The sequence below is a fragment of the Roseateles sp. P5_E11 genome (assembly GCF_054049355.1).
The window spans coordinates 1-14,579 of the sequence record NZ_JBFUMO010000100.1; the positions used below are offsets into that span (position 1 = coordinate 1).

The window sequence follows — 14,579 nt, forward strand, 5'->3', positions numbered from 1 at the left end:
GCCCGACGTCTGCACGTGGTACTTCAGCTTCTGCGAGCGCTCGTTGGCGCCGTAGCGATCACGCATGGCGATGGCCCAGATGCGGCGCGCGACGCGGCCCAGCACCGTGTACTCCGGGTCCATGCCGTTGCTGAAGAAGAACGACAGGTTGGGCGCGAAGTCGTCGATGTGCATGCCGCGCGCGAGATACGCCTCGACAAACGTGAAGCCGTTGGACAGCGTCAGCGCCAGCTGGCTGATCGGGTTCGCACCCGCTTCAGCAATGTGATACCCCGAGATCGACACCGAGTAGAAATTGCGCACGTTGTGGTGCACGAAGTACTCGGCAATGTCGCCCATGACCTTCAGCGAGAACTCAGTCGAGAAGATGCAGGTGTTCTGGCCCTGGTCTTCCTTCAGGATGTCGGCCTGCACGGTGCCGCGCACATTGGCCAGCACCCAGTCCTTGATCTTGGCGGCCTCGTCGGCCGTCGGCTCGCGGCCGTTGTCGGCCTTGAACTTGGCGAGGTTCTGGTCGATGGCCGTGTTCATGAACATGGCCAGGATGGACGGCGCGGGGCCGTTGATGGTCATGGACACGCTGGTGGTCGGGCTGCACAGGTCGAAACCGTCGTACAGCACCTTCATGTCGTCCAGCGTCGCGATGCTCACGCCGGAGTTGCCGACCTTGCCGTAGATGTCCGGCCGCGGCGCGGGATCGGCGCCGTACAGCGTCACCGAGTCGAAGGCCGTGGACAGGCGCTTGGCGGGCATGCCCTCGGACACCAGCTTGAAGCGGCGGTTGGTGCGGAAGGCGTCGCCCTCGCCGGCGAACATGCGCGTCGGGTCCTCGCCCTCGCGCTTGAAGGCGAACACGCCGGCCGCATACGGGAAGCTGCCGGGCACGTTCTCCAGCATCAGCCACTTCAGCAGCTCGCCGTGGCACTCGTAGCCCGGCAGCACGACCTTGCGGATCTTGGTGCCCGACAGGCTTTGCGTGACCAGCGCGGTGCGGATTTCCTTGTCGCGGATCTTCACGACGTACTCGTCGCCGGCGTAGGCCTTGACCATGTCGGGCCACTGCTGCAGCAGCTGGCGCGCATCGCCATCGAGCCGGGCCTTGCGCTGTTCCGCCAGGTCAGCCAGKGCCGTGCGGGCACCGTTCTTGTCGGGGTTGGCGGCCTCCAGCATGGCGCGGCTGGCTTCCAGCTGCTGGATCTCGCGGGCCAGCGCGGCCTGCTTGCGCGCGCGGCCCTTGTAGGCGCGCACCGTGTCGCTGATGTCGGCCAAGTAGCGCACGCGGGCAGCCGGCACGATGGGGGTCTGGTGGGTGCTGTGGCGGGTGTCGACGCGCGGCAGGCGGCCTTCGCTGAAGGGGATGCCCAGGTCGGCCAGTCGCACCTTGAGCGCCTGGTAGAGCGCGGTCACGCCGTCGTCGTTGAAGCGGCTGGCCATGGTGCCGAACACCGGCATGGTGTCCGGCATGACCGTGAAGGCCTCGCGGTTGCGCTGCACCTGCTTGCTCACATCACGCAGCGCGTCCAGGGAGCCCTTGCGATCGAACTTGTTGATGGCGACGAACTCGGCGAAGTCCAGCATGTCGATCTTCTCGAGCTGGCTGGCGGCGCCGAACTCGGGCGTCATGACGTACATGGGCACGTTCACGAGCGGCACGATGGCCGCGTCGCCCTGGCCGATGCCGCTCGTCTCGACGATGACGAGGTCGAAGCCCGCGACCTTGGCGGCGGCGATGACATCCGGCAGGGCAGGGGAGATCTCGGAGCCGAAATCCCGCGTGGCCAGCGAACGCATGAAGACGCGCGGGCCCTGGCCCCAGGGCGAGATCGCGTTCATGCGGATGCGGTCGCCCAGCAGGGCGCCACCGCTCTTGCGGCGTGACGGGTCGATGGAGATCAGCGCCACGCGCAGCGCGTCGCCCTGGTCGAGGCGCAGGCGGCGGATCAACTCGTCGGTCAGGCTGGACTTGCCGGCGCCACCGGTGCCGGTGATACCGAGCACCGGCGTCTTGATGCTCTTGGCCTGGTCGCGCAGCGCATCGACTATTGAACCGTCGGCCTTGCCGTTCTCCAGCGCCGTCAGCAGCTGGGCCAGCGAGCGCCAGGCCGCCTCCGAATGGCCGGTAATGGCCGCCAGGTCCTGAGGCGCGTAGACGCTGAAGTCCTGGTCGGCCTTCATGACCATCTCGCCGATCATGCCTTGCAGGCCCATGCGCTGGCCGTCCTCCGGGCTGAAGATGCGCACGCCATGTTCGGCCAGCTCGCGGATCTCGGCCGGCACGATGACGCCGCCGCCGCCGCCGAAGACCTGGATGTGCTCGCCGCCGCGTTCCTTCAGCAACTGCACCATGTACTTGAAGTACTCGACGTGGCCGCCCTGGTAGGAGCTGATGGCGATGCCCTGAGCATCCTCCTGCAACGCCGCGGTGACGACTTCGTCCACCGAGCGGTTGTGCCCGAGGTGGATGACCTCGGTGCCCATGCCCTGCAGGATGCGCCGCATGATGTTGATGGCGGCGTCATGCCCGTCAAACAGGCTGGCGGCGGTGACGAAACGGACCTTGTGGGTCGGGCGGTACTCGGCCAGCGCTTTGTAGTCGCTAGAGAGGTCGGTCATGGCTGTCTCCTTGCTCGGGCCGGATTCTAGGTCGCCAATTGACGTTAACGTCAATTGAGCGTCCGGGTATGGTGCTTGGCCATGACGGAGTCCGCACCTGATCTCGACAAATTTGATCGGCAAATCCTCGGCCGCTTGCAGGGCGACCCGCGCCAGCCGGCCGAGCGCATCGCCACCGCCATCGGCCTGTCGGTCACGGCCGTGCAGCGGCGCATCCGCCGGCTGCGCGAGGCCGGCGTCATCCGCGGCGAGCGCCTGGTGCTGGATGCGGCGGCGCTGGGTTACGGCCTGGCGGTGTGGGTGGAGGTGGAGCTGCGCGAGGCCAGCCGCAAGGCCGTCATCGACGGCTTCAAGCGCCGCATGGCCGCCGAGCCGCGCGTGCAGCAATGCTTCTATGTGGCGGGCGACAGCGATTTCCTGCTGCTCATCCGCTGCCGCGACGTGGCCGAGTTCGAGGCGCTGACGCGCGAGCTGTTCTTCGACGACGCCAACATCCGCAAATTCCGTTCGGTCTTTGTGCTGGACGAGTGCAAGGACGACGCCGGGCTGCCGCTGGCGGACTGAAATCGCCGCGAAGCGGCATTCGCGCGCCCTGCAACGCCGCCCAGCGACGGGTCCGTCGCCGGACGATGTCGTCTTTCAAACGAAAGGACGACACGAGATGAGTTTCGAGATCCCCAGCGAGCCGACCGAGTTCGAAGTGCTGGACGCGCGCTTCGAGGACTGCTTCCGCAAGAGCGCCCGGCTGGAGCGCCTGGCCAGCGGCTGCCGCTGGACCGAGGGGCCGGTCTACATCCCCGCGCAGCGCCGCCTGCTCTGGAGCGACATCCCCAACGAGCGCATGCTGAGCTGGTGCGAGGTGACCGGCCACGTCGCCGAGTTCCGCAAGCCCTCGGGCTACACCAACGGCCACACGCTGGACCGGCAAGGGCGCCTCGTCAGCTGTGAGCAGGGCGGCCGACGCGTTGTGCGCACCGAGCACGACGGCTCGCTGACCGTACTGGCCTCGCACTTTGACGCCAAGCGGCTCAACAGCCCCAATGACGTGGTCGTGAAGTCCGACGGCAGCATCTGGTTCACCGACCCGCCCTATGGCATCGTGGATGACTACGAAGGCGTGCGCTCGCCGCAGGAGCAGGCGGGCTGCTATGTCTACCGGCTTCAACCGGACACCGGCGAGCTGCGCGTGGTGGTCGACACGATGACCCACCCCAACGGCCTGGCGTTCTCGCCCGACGAGCGCTGGCTCTACGTCGCCGACACCGGTGTCGAGCGCGGCACGATGCGCCGCTTCGCCGTCGACGCTGACGGCGCCTTGAGCGGCGGTGAGGTCTTCATCAGCTGCGACACCGGTTTCTACGACGGCTTTCGCTGCGACACCGCCGGCCGCATCTGGACCAGTGCTGGCCGCGCCATCCACTGCCATGAGGCGGACGGCACGCTGATCGRCCGCATCCGCATGCCCGAGCGGGTGTCCAACCTCGTCTTCGGCGGCCCCAAGGGCAACCGCCTCTTCATCTGTGCGACGAGCTCGGTCTACTCGGTGCTGCTGGCGGTCAACGGCGTCAAGCCCTGCTGAACGCGGGGGAACCCGGTCCGGCCGGCCRGCGAATGGGGGCATGATCCGCCCCCATCTCAAACTCCCGCCTCCAGCCCGTGACCACCAACGCCTCACCCGCGCCGCTCGGGACCGAACTGACCGCCCGCGGCATCGTCCTGGGCATCCTCATCACCCTGGTCTTCACGGCCGCCAACGTCTATTTCGGCCTCAAGGCCGGCCTGACGTTTGCGACCTCCATCCCGGCCGCCGTCATCTCCATGGCCCTGCTGCGCCGCGCGGCGGGCAACTCCATCGGCGAGACCAATATCGTGCAGACGATTGCCTCGTCGGCCGGCACGCTGTCCTCCATCATCTTCGTGCTGCCCGGCCTGGTCATGATCGGCTGGTGGACGGGCTTCCCGTACTGGATGTCGATGACGCTGTGCGCCCTGGGCGGCGTGCTGGGTGTCATGTATTCCATCCCACTGCGCCGGGCGCTGGTCACCAACTCGCCGCTGCCCTATCCGGAAGGCGTGGCCTGCGCCGAGGTGCTCAAGGTCGGCCATGCCGCCGACAGTGGCGAAGCCAACCGCCAAGGCCTGGCCGCCATCGTGGCCGGCACCGTCGTGTCGGCCGGCTTCAGCATCGTCGTCGCGACCCAGCTCTTCGCGGCCAATCTGGCGCAGTACTTCCGCCTGCCCGGTGGCGAGAAGAGCGGTAGTGGGCCCACAACAGGCTATGACCTGAACTTCAGCTTCGCGCTGCTGGCCGTGGGTCACCTCGTCGGCCTGTGGGTGGGTGTGGCCATCCTTGTCGGCGCCTGCATCGCCTGGCTGGGTGGCGTGCCCATCCTGACGTCCGGTGTCGACGGCGCCGCAGAAGCGGTCGCACTGTTTGCCTGGAGCAAGAAGGTGCGCTTCATCGGTGCCGGCTGCATCGCCGTCGCCGCCATCTGGACGTTGGTCAAGCTGGCCAAGCCGATCGTTGCCGGCCTGCACTCGGCCGCCATGTCGGCTCGCGTGCGCAAGGCCGGCAAGGCCGACACGCTGCCGCGCAACGAGCAGGACATCCCCATCGGCACCGTCGGCCTCATCACGCTGGCCTGCATGCTGCCGATCGGCTTCATGCTGTCCAGCTTCGCCACCAGCGCGGGCCTGGGTGACCAGCTCGGCCTGCTCGTGGTCGGCGGTGTCGTCTATGTCGTGCTGATGAGCTTCTTCGTGGCCGCGGTGTGCGGCTACATGGCCGGCCTGATCGGCTCGTCGAACAGCCCGCTGTCGGGCGTCGGCATCCTCGTCGTCATCGGCGTGTCGCTGCTGCTGGCCCTGGTCGTCAAGCCCATGCTGCCGGCGTCCACCGGCCAGGCGCTGGTCGCCTTTGCGCTGTTCGTCACGGCCGTCGTGTTCGCGGTCGCAACCATCTCCAACGACAACCTGCAGGACCTGAAGACCGGCCAGCTCGTTGACGCCACGCCCTGGCGCCAGCAGGTGGCGCTGATCATCGGTGTCGTGGCCGGCGCCATCGTCATCCCGCCGGTGCTGGACCTGCTGAACCAGGCTTATGGCTTCGCTGGCGCGCCGGGTGTCGACCCCAAGAAGGCCCTCGCTGCGCCCCAGGCCGCGCTGATCTCGGCGCTGGCCAAGGGGGTCATCCAAGGTGACCTGAACTGGAACCTCATCGGCATTGGCGTGCTGATCGGCGTCGCCACCATTGCCGTGGACGAGGTATTGAAGCGTGCGACCGGCGGCAAGGCGCATTGCGCGCCGCTGGCCGTCGGCCTGGGCATCTATCTGCCGATGAACAGCACGCTGATGATCGTCGTCGGCGCCGTGGCCGGCTGGTGGTTCGACCGCCGCGCGTCCTACAAGCGCGATCCAGAAGCCACAAAGCAGCTCGGCGTGCTGCTGGCCTCCGGCCTCATCGTCGGCGAGAGCCTGCTCGGCGTGGTGCTTGCGGCCGTCGTCGTGTTCTCCGGCAACGGCGCGCCGCTGGCCTTGGTGGGCGACAGCTTCGCGACCGCAGGCCAGGTGCTGGGCTTGCTGGCCTTTGCCGGCATCGGCGTGGGCCTGTACCGCTGGCTGCTCAGCAAGCAGCCCTGATCGTCATGCCAGCCGCCCTGCATGGCGCCTGGCCTTCGGCAAGCGTCGGACAGCGCGCAGGCGCTGTCCTCGGTCCGGCCTCAGTCATCCGAACCTGCGAAGCCGAACAGATGCAGCAGGCTCGTGAACAGATTGAAGATGGACACGAACAGGCTGACGGTGGCGAGCACGTAGTTGGTCTCGCCGCCGTTCACGATCTGCTGGGTCTCGAACAGGATCAGGCCAGCCGACAGCAGGGCCACGACGGCCGAGACCGTCAGTGCCAATGCGGGGATCTGGAAGAAGATCGCTGCCAGGCCTGCAAGCACGGCGACGACCATGCCGGCGAACAGAAAGCCGCCCATCCACGACAGGTCACGCTTGGTTGTCGTCGCATAGGCCGACAACGCCAGGAAGACGGCGCCCGTCGCGCCGAGGGCCAACATGATGGTCTGGGCGCCGCCGGGCAGAGACAGCGTGCGCGTCAGCAGCGGGCCGAGCGTCCAACCCATGAAACCGGTGAGCGCGAAGACGAGGCCGACGGCGGCGCCGCGGTTCTTCAGCTTGTGGATGCCGAACAGCAGGCCGAAGTAGGCTACCAGCGTCAGGATGATGCCGGGCGCTGGCAGGTTGAAGGCGACGGCCGCAGCGGCGACGGCGGCGCTGAACAGCAGCGTCATCGACAGCAGGGCATAGGTGTTGCGCAGCACCCGATGGGCGGTGCCGCGGTCGAGGGCGCCGCCGTGGGGCATGGCAATGGCGATGGGGCGGGTTTGCATGGCAGACCTCCGGTTTGAAAGAACACGGGCAGGGTACGTAGGCAAGACACCAAATAAAAGCAGAGAATCGCGAAACGTTTCTTCGTGATTACTTGCTGAATCACCATGAGCCTGAGCTTCAGTTATCGCCACCTCTACTACTTCTGGGCCGTTGCCAAGGAGGGCGGGTTGACGCGGGCCGCGGAGAAGCTGGGGCTGTCGGTGCAGACCGTCTCGACCCAGGTGCGTGAGCTTGAGCAGGCCCTCGGTGCAGCCCTGCTCAAGCCGGCCGGCCGCGGCCTGACGCTGACCGAAGCCGGCATCGCGGCGCTGGAGCAGGCCGAGCAGATCTTCCAGATCGGCGAAACCCTGCCCGAGCGGGTGCGAGATGCCGCCACCGCGCCGACGGTGCGCCTGGCCGTGGGCATCTCCGACGGCTTGCCCAAGCTCGTCGCGCAGCGCCTGCTCGCGCCCATCCTCGATACGCCGCAACTGCGCCTGCTTTGCCACGAGGACGAGTTCGACGACCTGCTCGGCGACCTCGCCCTGCATCGCCTGGACGTCGTGCTGGCGGACCGCCCCGCGCCGTCCAACCCGAATCTGCGCGTCTACAGCCACTCACTCGGCAGCTCGCCGGTGGCCTGGTATGCCCACCCGCGTTGGGCGGCCACGGCGGCGCGCGACTTCCCCGCCTCACTGGCCGACGTGCCGCTGCTGCTGCCCACCTCGCACGCGGCCTTGCGCCCGCGGCTGGACCATTGGCTGACCGACCTTGGCCTGCGCCCGCGGATCACCGGCGAGTTCGAGGACAGCGCGCTGCTGGCCACCTTCGGCAGCGAGGGCCTGGGCGTGTTCCCGGCCGCCACCGCGGTGGACGACGCGCTGACCGGCCGCTATGGGTTGGTGAACGTCGGCGCTGCCGAAGGCGTCGTCGAGCAGTTCTACGCGGTGGGCACGGACAAGAAGATCAGCCACCCGCTGGTGCGCCGGCTGCTGCCGCAGCCTGCCGACGCAGCGGGTTGATCCGGACGCGCTTGCTACAGTTGACGTTTACGTCAATTAACCTGCCCTGCAGGCCCGGCACGAGCGGGCACTGACAGGGCGGACCAGGAGACCCGAATGAACCTGCCCGGCCTCAACTTCCAGCTCGGCGAAGACATCGATGCGCTGCGCGACGCGGTGCGCGCCTTCGCCGACGAAGAGATCGCGCCCCGCGCGGCCGAGATCGACCGCAGCGATCAGTTCCCGATGGACCTGTGGCGCAAGATGGGCGACCTGGGCGTGCTGGGCATCACCGTGCCCGAGGAATACGGCGGCGCCAACATGGGCTATCTGGCCCACATGGTGGCGATGGAAGAGATCAGCCGCGCCAGCGCCTCGGTGGGCCTGTCCTACGGCGCGCACAGCAACCTGTGCGTGAACCAGATCAAGCGCAACGGCAACGCCGCGCAGCGCGCCAAGTACCTGCCCAAGCTGATCAGCGGCGAGCATGTCGGCGCGCTGGCGATGAGCGAACCGGGTGCGGGCTCCGACGTGCTGAGCATGAAGCTCAAGGCCGAGGACAAGGGCGGCGTCTACCTGCTCAACGGCAACAAGATGTGGATCACCAACGGCCCCGACGCCGACACGCTGGTGGTCTACGCCAAGACCGAACCCGAGCTGGGCGCGCGCGGCGTGACGGCCTTCCTCATCGAGAAGGGCATGAAGGGCTTTTCCATCGCGCAGAAGCTCGACAAGCTCGGCATGCGCGGCTCGCACACCGGCGAGCTGGTGTTCCAGGACGTCGAGGTGCCGGCCGAGAACGTGCTGGGTGCCGTGAACGGCGGCGCCAAGGTCCTGATGTCGGGCCTGGACTACGAGCGCGCGGTGCTGACCGGCGGGCCGCTGGGCATCATGCAAAGCGTCATGGACAACGTCGTGCCCTACATCCACGACCGCAAGCAGTTCGGCCAGAGCATCGGCGAGTTCCAGCTGATCCAGGGCAAGGTGGCCGACATGTACACCGTGCTGCAGGCCGCGCGCAGCTTTGCCTACACAGTGGCCAAGAACCTCGACATGCTGGGCGCCGAGCATGTGCGCCAGGTGCGCAAGGACTGCGCCTCCGTCATCCTGTGGACGGCTGAGAAGGCCACCTGGATGGCCGGCGAAGGCGTGCAGATCTTTGGTGGCAACGGCTACATCAACGAATACCCGCTGGGCCGGCTCTGGCGTGACGCGAAGCTTTATGAGATTGGCGCCGGCACCAGTGAAATCCGCCGCATGCTGATTGGCCGCGAGCTGTTTGCGGAGACGATGTAACTCGCCATTGCGACAATGCCAGCATGACGACGACCAACCACGAACTGCAGGATCTGCTCGACAACAACAAGCGCTGGGCCGCTGACACCGAGGCCCGCGAGCCGGGCTTCTTCTCCAGCCTGCTCAAGCAGCAGACGCCGCAATATCTTTGGATAGGCTGCGCCGACAGCCGCGTGCCGGCCAATGAGCTGGTGGACCTGCTGCCGGGCGAGCTGTTCGTGCATCGCAACGTCGCCAACGTCGTCGTGCATTCGGACCTGAATTGCCTGTCCGTCATGCAGTTCGCGGTGGACCAGCTCAAGGTGCGCCACATCATCGTCGTCGGCCACAGCAATTGCGGTGGCGTGCGCGCGGCGMTGTATGACATCCGCACGGGTCTGGCCGACAACTGGATCCGCCACGTGCAGGACGTGCGCAACGACCACCTGGCTTGGTTGGACAGCTTGCCCGAGGCCAGGCGCGTCGACGCACTGTGCGAGCTGAACGTGCTGGAGCAGGCGCGCAATGCCTGCCAGACGACGGTCGTGCAGGACGCCTGGCAGCGTGGCCAGGAGATCGTCGTGCATGGCTGGGTCTATGGCCTGCACAACGGCCTGCTGGAGGATCTGCAGCTCACGGCCACCAAGGCCGAGGACGTGGAGCCGTCCTACCGTCGTGCGCTGGAGCGCGTCAAGGCGCGCTACGCCACAGTGGCCTGAATAGAGTCGGGGCATGTTCCCGACCCAGCTCACGGACTCGCGCGCCTTCGACATCGCCCAGGCTCTGCTGGGCGGTTTCGATCGCCACTACAAGCTCTTCCGCGCCACCTCGGCCGAGGCCAAGGCGCGCTTCGAGCATGGCGACTGGCAGGGCCAGCAGCGTGCCCAGGCCCTGCGCATCGAGTTCTACGACGCCCGCGTTGCCGAGGCCAGCGAGCTGCTGGAGGCGCGCTTCTCGGCGTCCACACTGCCCATGGAAGTCTGGCAGCAGGTCAAGCTGCACTACATCGGCCTGCTGACCAACCACCACCAGCCCGAGCTGGCCGAGACCTTCTTCAACTCGGTGTGCACGCGCATCCTGCACCACGCCTATTTCCACAACGACTTCATCTTCGTGCGCCCGGCCATCTCGACCGAGTACATCGAGAACGACGAGCCCGGAGCGACCCCGACCTACCGCGCCTATTACCCGGCTCCAGACAAGCTGCGCGAGACCCTCCAGCGCGTCATCACCAACTTCCAGTTGAACGGCGAGTTCGCCCACCTCGACGCCGACGTCGACCAGGTGCTGGCCGCCGTCGCGCGGCGCCTCGGCGAGTTCCGCCGGCGCGCCAACTTCCAGCTGCAGGTGCTGTCCAGCCTGTTCTACCGCAACAAGGGCGCCTATGTCGTCGGCAAGATCATCAACGGCTTCACCGAGACGCCGTTTGCGCTGCCCATCCTGCGCGGCGAAGACGATGGCCGCTACTTCATCGACGCGGCGCTGTTCGGCGAAGACGATCTGCTGATCCTGTTCAGCTTCGCCCGCGCTTACTTCCTCGTCGACATGGAGGTGCCGAGTGCGTACGTGCAGTTCCTGCGCTCCATGATGCCGAGGAAACCCCGCTCGGAAATCTATTCGGCGCTGGGCCTGCAGAAGCAGGGCAAGAACCTGTTCTATCGGGACTTCCTCTATCACCTGCGCCATTCGTCGGACAAGTTCCGCATCGCGCCTGGCATCAAGGGCATGGTCATGCTGGTGTTCGACCTGCCGAGCTGGCCCTTCGTCTTCAAGGTCATCAAGGACTTCTACCCACCGCAGAAGGACACCACGCGCGAGCTCATCCAGAGCAAATACCTGCTGGTGAAGAGCCACGATCGCGTGGGCCGCATGGCCGACACGCTGGAGTACACGCGCGTGGCCTTCCCGCGGCATCGCTTCGAGGAGGAGCTCCTCGATGAGTTGAAGCACTTCTGCGGGAGCCTCATTGAAGAGAACGGCGACGACCTCGTCATCCGCCACCTCTACATCGAGCGGCGCATGGTGCCGCTGAACATCTACTTGGCAGAAGCCACGCCCGAACAGGTGGAGCGCGTCGTCATCGAGTATGGCAACGCCATCAAGGACCTGGTGGCCGCCAACATCTTCCCTGGCGACATGCTGTGGAAGAACTTCGGCGTGACCCGCCACGGCAAGGTCGTGTTCTATGACTACGACGAGATCGAATACCTGACCGACTGCAACTTCCGCCGCGTGCCCGAGCCGCGCAATGAGGAGGAAGAAATGTCAGGCGAGGTCTGGTACGGCGTCGCGCCGCGCGACGTCTTTCCCGAGACTTTCGCGCCCTTCCTGCTAGGTAATCCGAAAGTGCGCGAGGCTTTCATGCGGCATCACGCGGACCTGCTGGACGCCGGCTTCTGGCAGGGCCACAAGGAGCGCATCCTGGCAGGGCATGTGCATGATGTGTTTCCCTATGACCAAGCGCGACAGTTCAAGCGGCACAAATCTGTTTCGTGACCGGCACACCCGCCGAGACCAATTGGCGCGGCCCGCACGAGGCCGTGCGAACGTCATGAGCGCAGGGCTTGCCAACACCGCGCCAAACTACTACGCCGCCGCCAGGAGAGTCCTTCCTTTGTAGGACAGCCMTGTCATTTGGCTGCTCCGTTTCCATTGGGGCAGGCCTCCGCGGACAGGATTCGCTCGATACTATCGAGCCCGGCTTGAGAATCATCGCCGTGGTTGATGTGATACCACTTGCCCTTGGCTGCATGGAGTCTTCCGCCGTCTACCTCCAGGCTTTCTCCCTGGCTGACGTAGTCCGCGAAGCGATCGCTGATGGGAGTGCGCCGGAGCAGGAGTAGATAAGTGCTGCCGTCGTTGAAGTGGGTGCCGTAGGTATTCAGGACCCGGAGCGGTTCCCCCTGATCAGAAACTTCGCCTCCCTGGCGTAGAACGTTGACGGCTTTGCCCGGGTCGAACGACGCATTCCCTTTCAGTTTTCTAGTGATGGTGAACGGGGTTTTGGTAATGATGTCGGCCTTGTCCGCCGTCAGGGCGGAAACAGGGATTCCCGCTTTCGCGACGACAACTCCGTCGACACCGCAGACGTCATCGTGCAGATATTGCTCATCCAGGTTTTTGAACGAATTGCGCTTTTCGCTGGACCTGATCGGGTGCGCCACCAGGGCCATCGAGCGCCCGCGCGCTCCATCCGGAAACTTGTCGGCTTCGTGAAGGTTCTGCCTCTTGAAGACGCGAATGCCGAAGTAGTTGGAGGCCCAGGCCAACTCGCTTGCGTCCCAGGCGGCATCCGCAGCCGCGATTCCGCAACTCGCGGCAAGAACCAGTGTTGCAATCAAATTCTTTTTCATGGAACCGCTGAGTAAATAGTCGCTCTTCATTCGCACCCTCTCTGTTCCAGGGATTCCTGGACCATGGCCTTTGCGCGAGTCAGAGTCGTCCCGGGCTCAAACGGCGACCAACCAGGCGCGGAATAGATGGTCCCGTTTGAAATCTCGAGAAAATACGGAGTGCCGGCAAAGATCCTCTTGTTCTTGTCTCTAGCGGAGTGCATTATCATCAGATAATGGCGACCCTTAACATAGGCTGCCTGCGGATTGTCTAGGCGAATGGTTTCCCCCTTGTCTTCGACTGTCCCGCCTTCAACCAGCAGGTCGAAGGATTGCGCCTTCAACGCGGGCTGCTCGCTCCAGCTCTCAACGAGCTTGAAATGCAGCTTAGTAAAAATACCATTCTCGTCTTTTCCGATGAAAGATCTGGAATTTTGAAGCTCAGCTACGCCAAATACGGCATAGCGGCAAGCAAAGCGACGCAACACTTCCTGGGTGGGATCCATTGCCCCTGAGACCGGAGGCGCCTCAGAGCCTGGAAAATATGTAGTTCCAAGAACGCCATCGGGATGCTTGTAGTTTCGCAGGCCATCCAATTTTAGCCTCTGCCTCATTCTTTTGGATGTGGGGAGCAACGATGCTGCTATGTCTTGATCCTTGTCATCAACGGTTAAGTTCTCATCGGCTGCTATAACTGAGGCGGCTGCCATCATCAACAGCACGGCGATTAACGATCTTCTTTGGAACATAGTTAAATCCATCATCTTGGTGATGATGTCGACTGCAGCGCCTTCAGCTGAACAGGGGCACGGTCGACCAGGTGATAAATGTTTAGCGGGTCACAGAGACTTAAGCGGCTACCGCCTGTTCGAGGGCAGTATCAAGCTCTGGTTCTGGTATTTCTTCGGCAATCTTACAGAACCACTTGGCCCCGTTGATCTGCCATTTGCACCCCTCCTCGGGTGGGATCACCAGGAGTGCACGGGTCATAGACAGTCATGCGTCCGGCGTATGGCGCATCAACATGCGTAGGCGCCTTGAGATTTCTTTTTCAGCATCAATTGACCTGCTCCCCCCGCCAGTCATACCAAACTAAACGGGAGCGAGTCAAATTACATCGAGCGCCGCATGGTGCCGCTCAACATCGGACGCGACGCCCGAGCAGTTGGGGCGCGTCGTCGTCGAGTACGGCAACGCGATCACGGACCTGGTGGCTGCCAACATCTTTCCCGGCGACATGCTGTGGAACTTCGGCATCACTCGGGAGGACCGCCGCCACGGCAAGGTCGTGTTCTACGACTACGACGAGATCGAGTGCCTGACCGACTGCAACTTCCGCCGCGTGCCCGCGCCGCGCAACGAGGAGGAAGAGATGTCAGGCGAGGTCTGGTACAGCCCCGCGCCGCGCGACGTTTTTCTCGGCAACCCGCAGGTGCGCGAGTGCTTCATGCGCCATCACGCGGACCTGCTGGGTGCGAGCTTCTGGCAGGGCCGTAAGGAGCGCATCCTGGCGGGGCAGGTGCATGATGTGTTTCCGTACGGCGCGGCGCGGCGCGGCGCGGCACGGCGCTTCGCAGCGGCCTGAGCCGAAGCGGCTCCGTCCGACAGGCGCCGCCCCGCCGCCCATCAACAATGGCGCCGCCGCAACCCGTGGCCTCTGGGGACAACCGCATGATCTTCGACGCCATCCGCGAAAGCCACGACCTGCAACGCGACCTGTGCCGCAAGCTGACCGCGTCACGCGGCGACATGGCCGCGCGCCAGTTGCTGTTCCTGCAGTTGAAGGTCGAGCTGATGGCACACGCGGCGGCCGAAGAGCGCTTCCTCTACGTGCCGCTGCTGATGGAGGACGGAGGCCTTGATGCCTCGCGGCATGCGCTGCATGAGCACCACCAGGTGGACGAGCTGCTCGAAGACCTGTCGGTGCGCAACAAGCAGCAGGATGGCTGGATTGCGACCGCCAAGGAACTCAGCTTCAAGG

At 65.1% G+C, this 14,579-nt stretch carries 12 protein-coding genes and 1 pseudogene; 9 read left to right on the forward strand and 4 right to left on the reverse strand.

Annotation, left to right across the window (positions count from 1 at the left end; all coding sequences use genetic code 11):
• Positions 1 to 2,613 (reverse strand): methylmalonyl-CoA mutase family protein (locus tag ACXJKR_RS10240; protein ID WP_457322755.1); only part of this gene is annotated, 2,613 nt, incomplete at its 3' end.
• 81 nt (positions 2,614 to 2,694) lie between these two features.
• Between ACXJKR_RS10240 and ACXJKR_RS10245 the strand changes: the two genes are divergently transcribed.
• The 3 genes from ACXJKR_RS10245 to ACXJKR_RS10255 all read left to right on the forward strand — a co-directional run bounded on the left by ACXJKR_RS10245 (position 2,695) and on the right by ACXJKR_RS10255 (position 6,252).
• The gene (locus ACXJKR_RS10245; RefSeq protein ID WP_457322756.1) at positions 2,695 to 3,177 is read left to right on the forward strand and encodes an Lrp/AsnC family transcriptional regulator; all 483 of its coding nucleotides are present in this window, start codon (positions 2,695 to 2,697) and stop codon (positions 3,175 to 3,177) included.
• Between the two features lie 97 nt (positions 3,178 to 3,274).
• Positions 3,275 to 4,192: an SMP-30/gluconolactonase/LRE family protein gene (locus ACXJKR_RS10250; protein ID WP_457322757.1), complete on the forward strand. Its 918-nt coding sequence runs from the start codon at positions 3,275 to 3,277 to the stop codon at positions 4,190 to 4,192.
• Between the two features lie 77 nt (positions 4,193 to 4,269).
• Entirely contained in the window at positions 4,270 to 6,252 is a 1,983-nt protein-coding gene (locus ACXJKR_RS10255) for an OPT family oligopeptide transporter (RefSeq protein ID WP_457322758.1), read from the forward strand.
• 80 nt (positions 6,253 to 6,332) lie between these two features.
• On the opposite strand, the gene ACXJKR_RS10260 is transcribed toward ACXJKR_RS10255, so the two are convergent.
• Complete coding sequence (locus tag ACXJKR_RS10260) at positions 6,333 to 7,010, reverse strand: Bax inhibitor-1/YccA family protein (protein WP_056204929.1); 678 nt, start codon at positions 7,008 to 7,010, stop codon at positions 6,333 to 6,335.
• Positions 7,011 to 7,115: 105 nt separating this feature from the next.
• Between ACXJKR_RS10260 and ACXJKR_RS10265 the strand changes: the two genes are divergently transcribed.
• The 4 genes from ACXJKR_RS10265 to aceK all read left to right on the forward strand — a co-directional run bounded on the left by ACXJKR_RS10265 (position 7,116) and on the right by aceK (position 11,762).
• Positions 7,116 to 8,012, forward strand: a complete 897-nt coding sequence (locus tag ACXJKR_RS10265) for a LysR family transcriptional regulator (protein ID WP_457322759.1) — start codon at positions 7,116 to 7,118, stop codon at positions 8,010 to 8,012.
• Between the two features lie 96 nt (positions 8,013 to 8,108).
• Positions 8,109 to 9,287: an isovaleryl-CoA dehydrogenase gene (locus ACXJKR_RS10270; RefSeq protein ID WP_457322760.1), complete on the forward strand. Its 1,179-nt coding sequence runs from the start codon at positions 8,109 to 8,111 to the stop codon at positions 9,285 to 9,287.
• A gap of 23 nt (positions 9,288 to 9,310) precedes the next feature.
• Entirely contained in the window at positions 9,311 to 9,985 is a 675-nt protein-coding gene (gene can / locus ACXJKR_RS10275; protein WP_457322761.1) for a carbonate dehydratase, read from the forward strand.
• 13 nt (positions 9,986 to 9,998) lie between these two features.
• Positions 9,999 to 11,762, forward strand: coding sequence for a bifunctional isocitrate dehydrogenase kinase/phosphatase (aceK, locus tag ACXJKR_RS10280; RefSeq protein ID WP_457322762.1), 1,764 nt, complete (start codon positions 9,999 to 10,001; stop codon positions 11,760 to 11,762).
• 134 nt (positions 11,763 to 11,896) lie between these two features.
• On the opposite strand, the gene ACXJKR_RS10285 is transcribed toward aceK, so the two are convergent.
• Positions 11,897 to 12,649, reverse strand: coding sequence for a hypothetical protein (locus ACXJKR_RS10285; protein ID WP_457322763.1), 753 nt, complete (start codon positions 12,647 to 12,649; stop codon positions 11,897 to 11,899).
• Positions 12,646 to 13,362: a hypothetical protein gene (locus ACXJKR_RS10290; RefSeq protein WP_457322764.1), complete on the reverse strand. Its 717-nt coding sequence runs from the start codon at positions 13,360 to 13,362 to the stop codon at positions 12,646 to 12,648. The genes ACXJKR_RS10285 and ACXJKR_RS10290 overlap by 4 nt, the downstream gene beginning before the upstream one ends.
• A gap of 349 nt (positions 13,363 to 13,711) precedes the next feature.
• Between ACXJKR_RS10290 and ACXJKR_RS10295 the strand changes: the two are divergent.
• Together ACXJKR_RS10295 and ACXJKR_RS10300 are read left to right on the forward strand one after the other, a co-directional pair.
• A pseudogene (locus tag ACXJKR_RS10295) lies at positions 13,712 to 14,183 on the forward strand (isocitrate dehydrogenase kinase/phosphatase-domain containing protein); the annotation flags it as partial.
• Positions 14,184 to 14,269: 86 nt separating this feature from the next.
• Positions 14,270 to 14,579: hemerythrin domain-containing protein (locus ACXJKR_RS10300; RefSeq protein ID WP_457322765.1), on the forward strand; the 310-nt coding region annotated here is incomplete at its 3' end.

Excerpts from the sequence above, each read along its gene's own strand:
- ACXJKR_RS10270 (WP_457322760.1), top strand. The coding sequence starts at position 8,109 with ATGAACCTGCCCGGCCTCAACTTCCAGCTCGGCGAAGACATCGATGCG.
- ACXJKR_RS10260 (WP_056204929.1), bottom strand. The coding sequence starts at position 7,010 with ATGCAAACCCGCCCCATCGCCATTGCCATGCCCCACGGCGGCGCCCTC.
- aceK (WP_457322762.1), top strand. The coding sequence starts at position 9,999 with ATGTTCCCGACCCAGCTCACGGACTCGCGCGCCTTCGACATCGCCCAG.
- ACXJKR_RS10285 (WP_457322763.1), bottom strand. The coding sequence starts at position 12,649 with ATGAAGAGCGACTATTTACTCAGCGGTTCCATGAAAAAGAATTTGATT.
- ACXJKR_RS10265 (WP_457322759.1), top strand. The coding sequence starts at position 7,116 with ATGAGCCTGAGCTTCAGTTATCGCCACCTCTACTACTTCTGGGCCGTT.
- ACXJKR_RS10245 (WP_457322756.1), top strand. The coding sequence starts at position 2,695 with ATGACGGAGTCCGCACCTGATCTCGACAAATTTGATCGGCAAATCCTC.
- ACXJKR_RS10290 (WP_457322764.1), bottom strand. The coding sequence starts at position 13,362 with ATGATGGATTTAACTATGTTCCAAAGAAGATCGTTAATCGCCGTGCTG.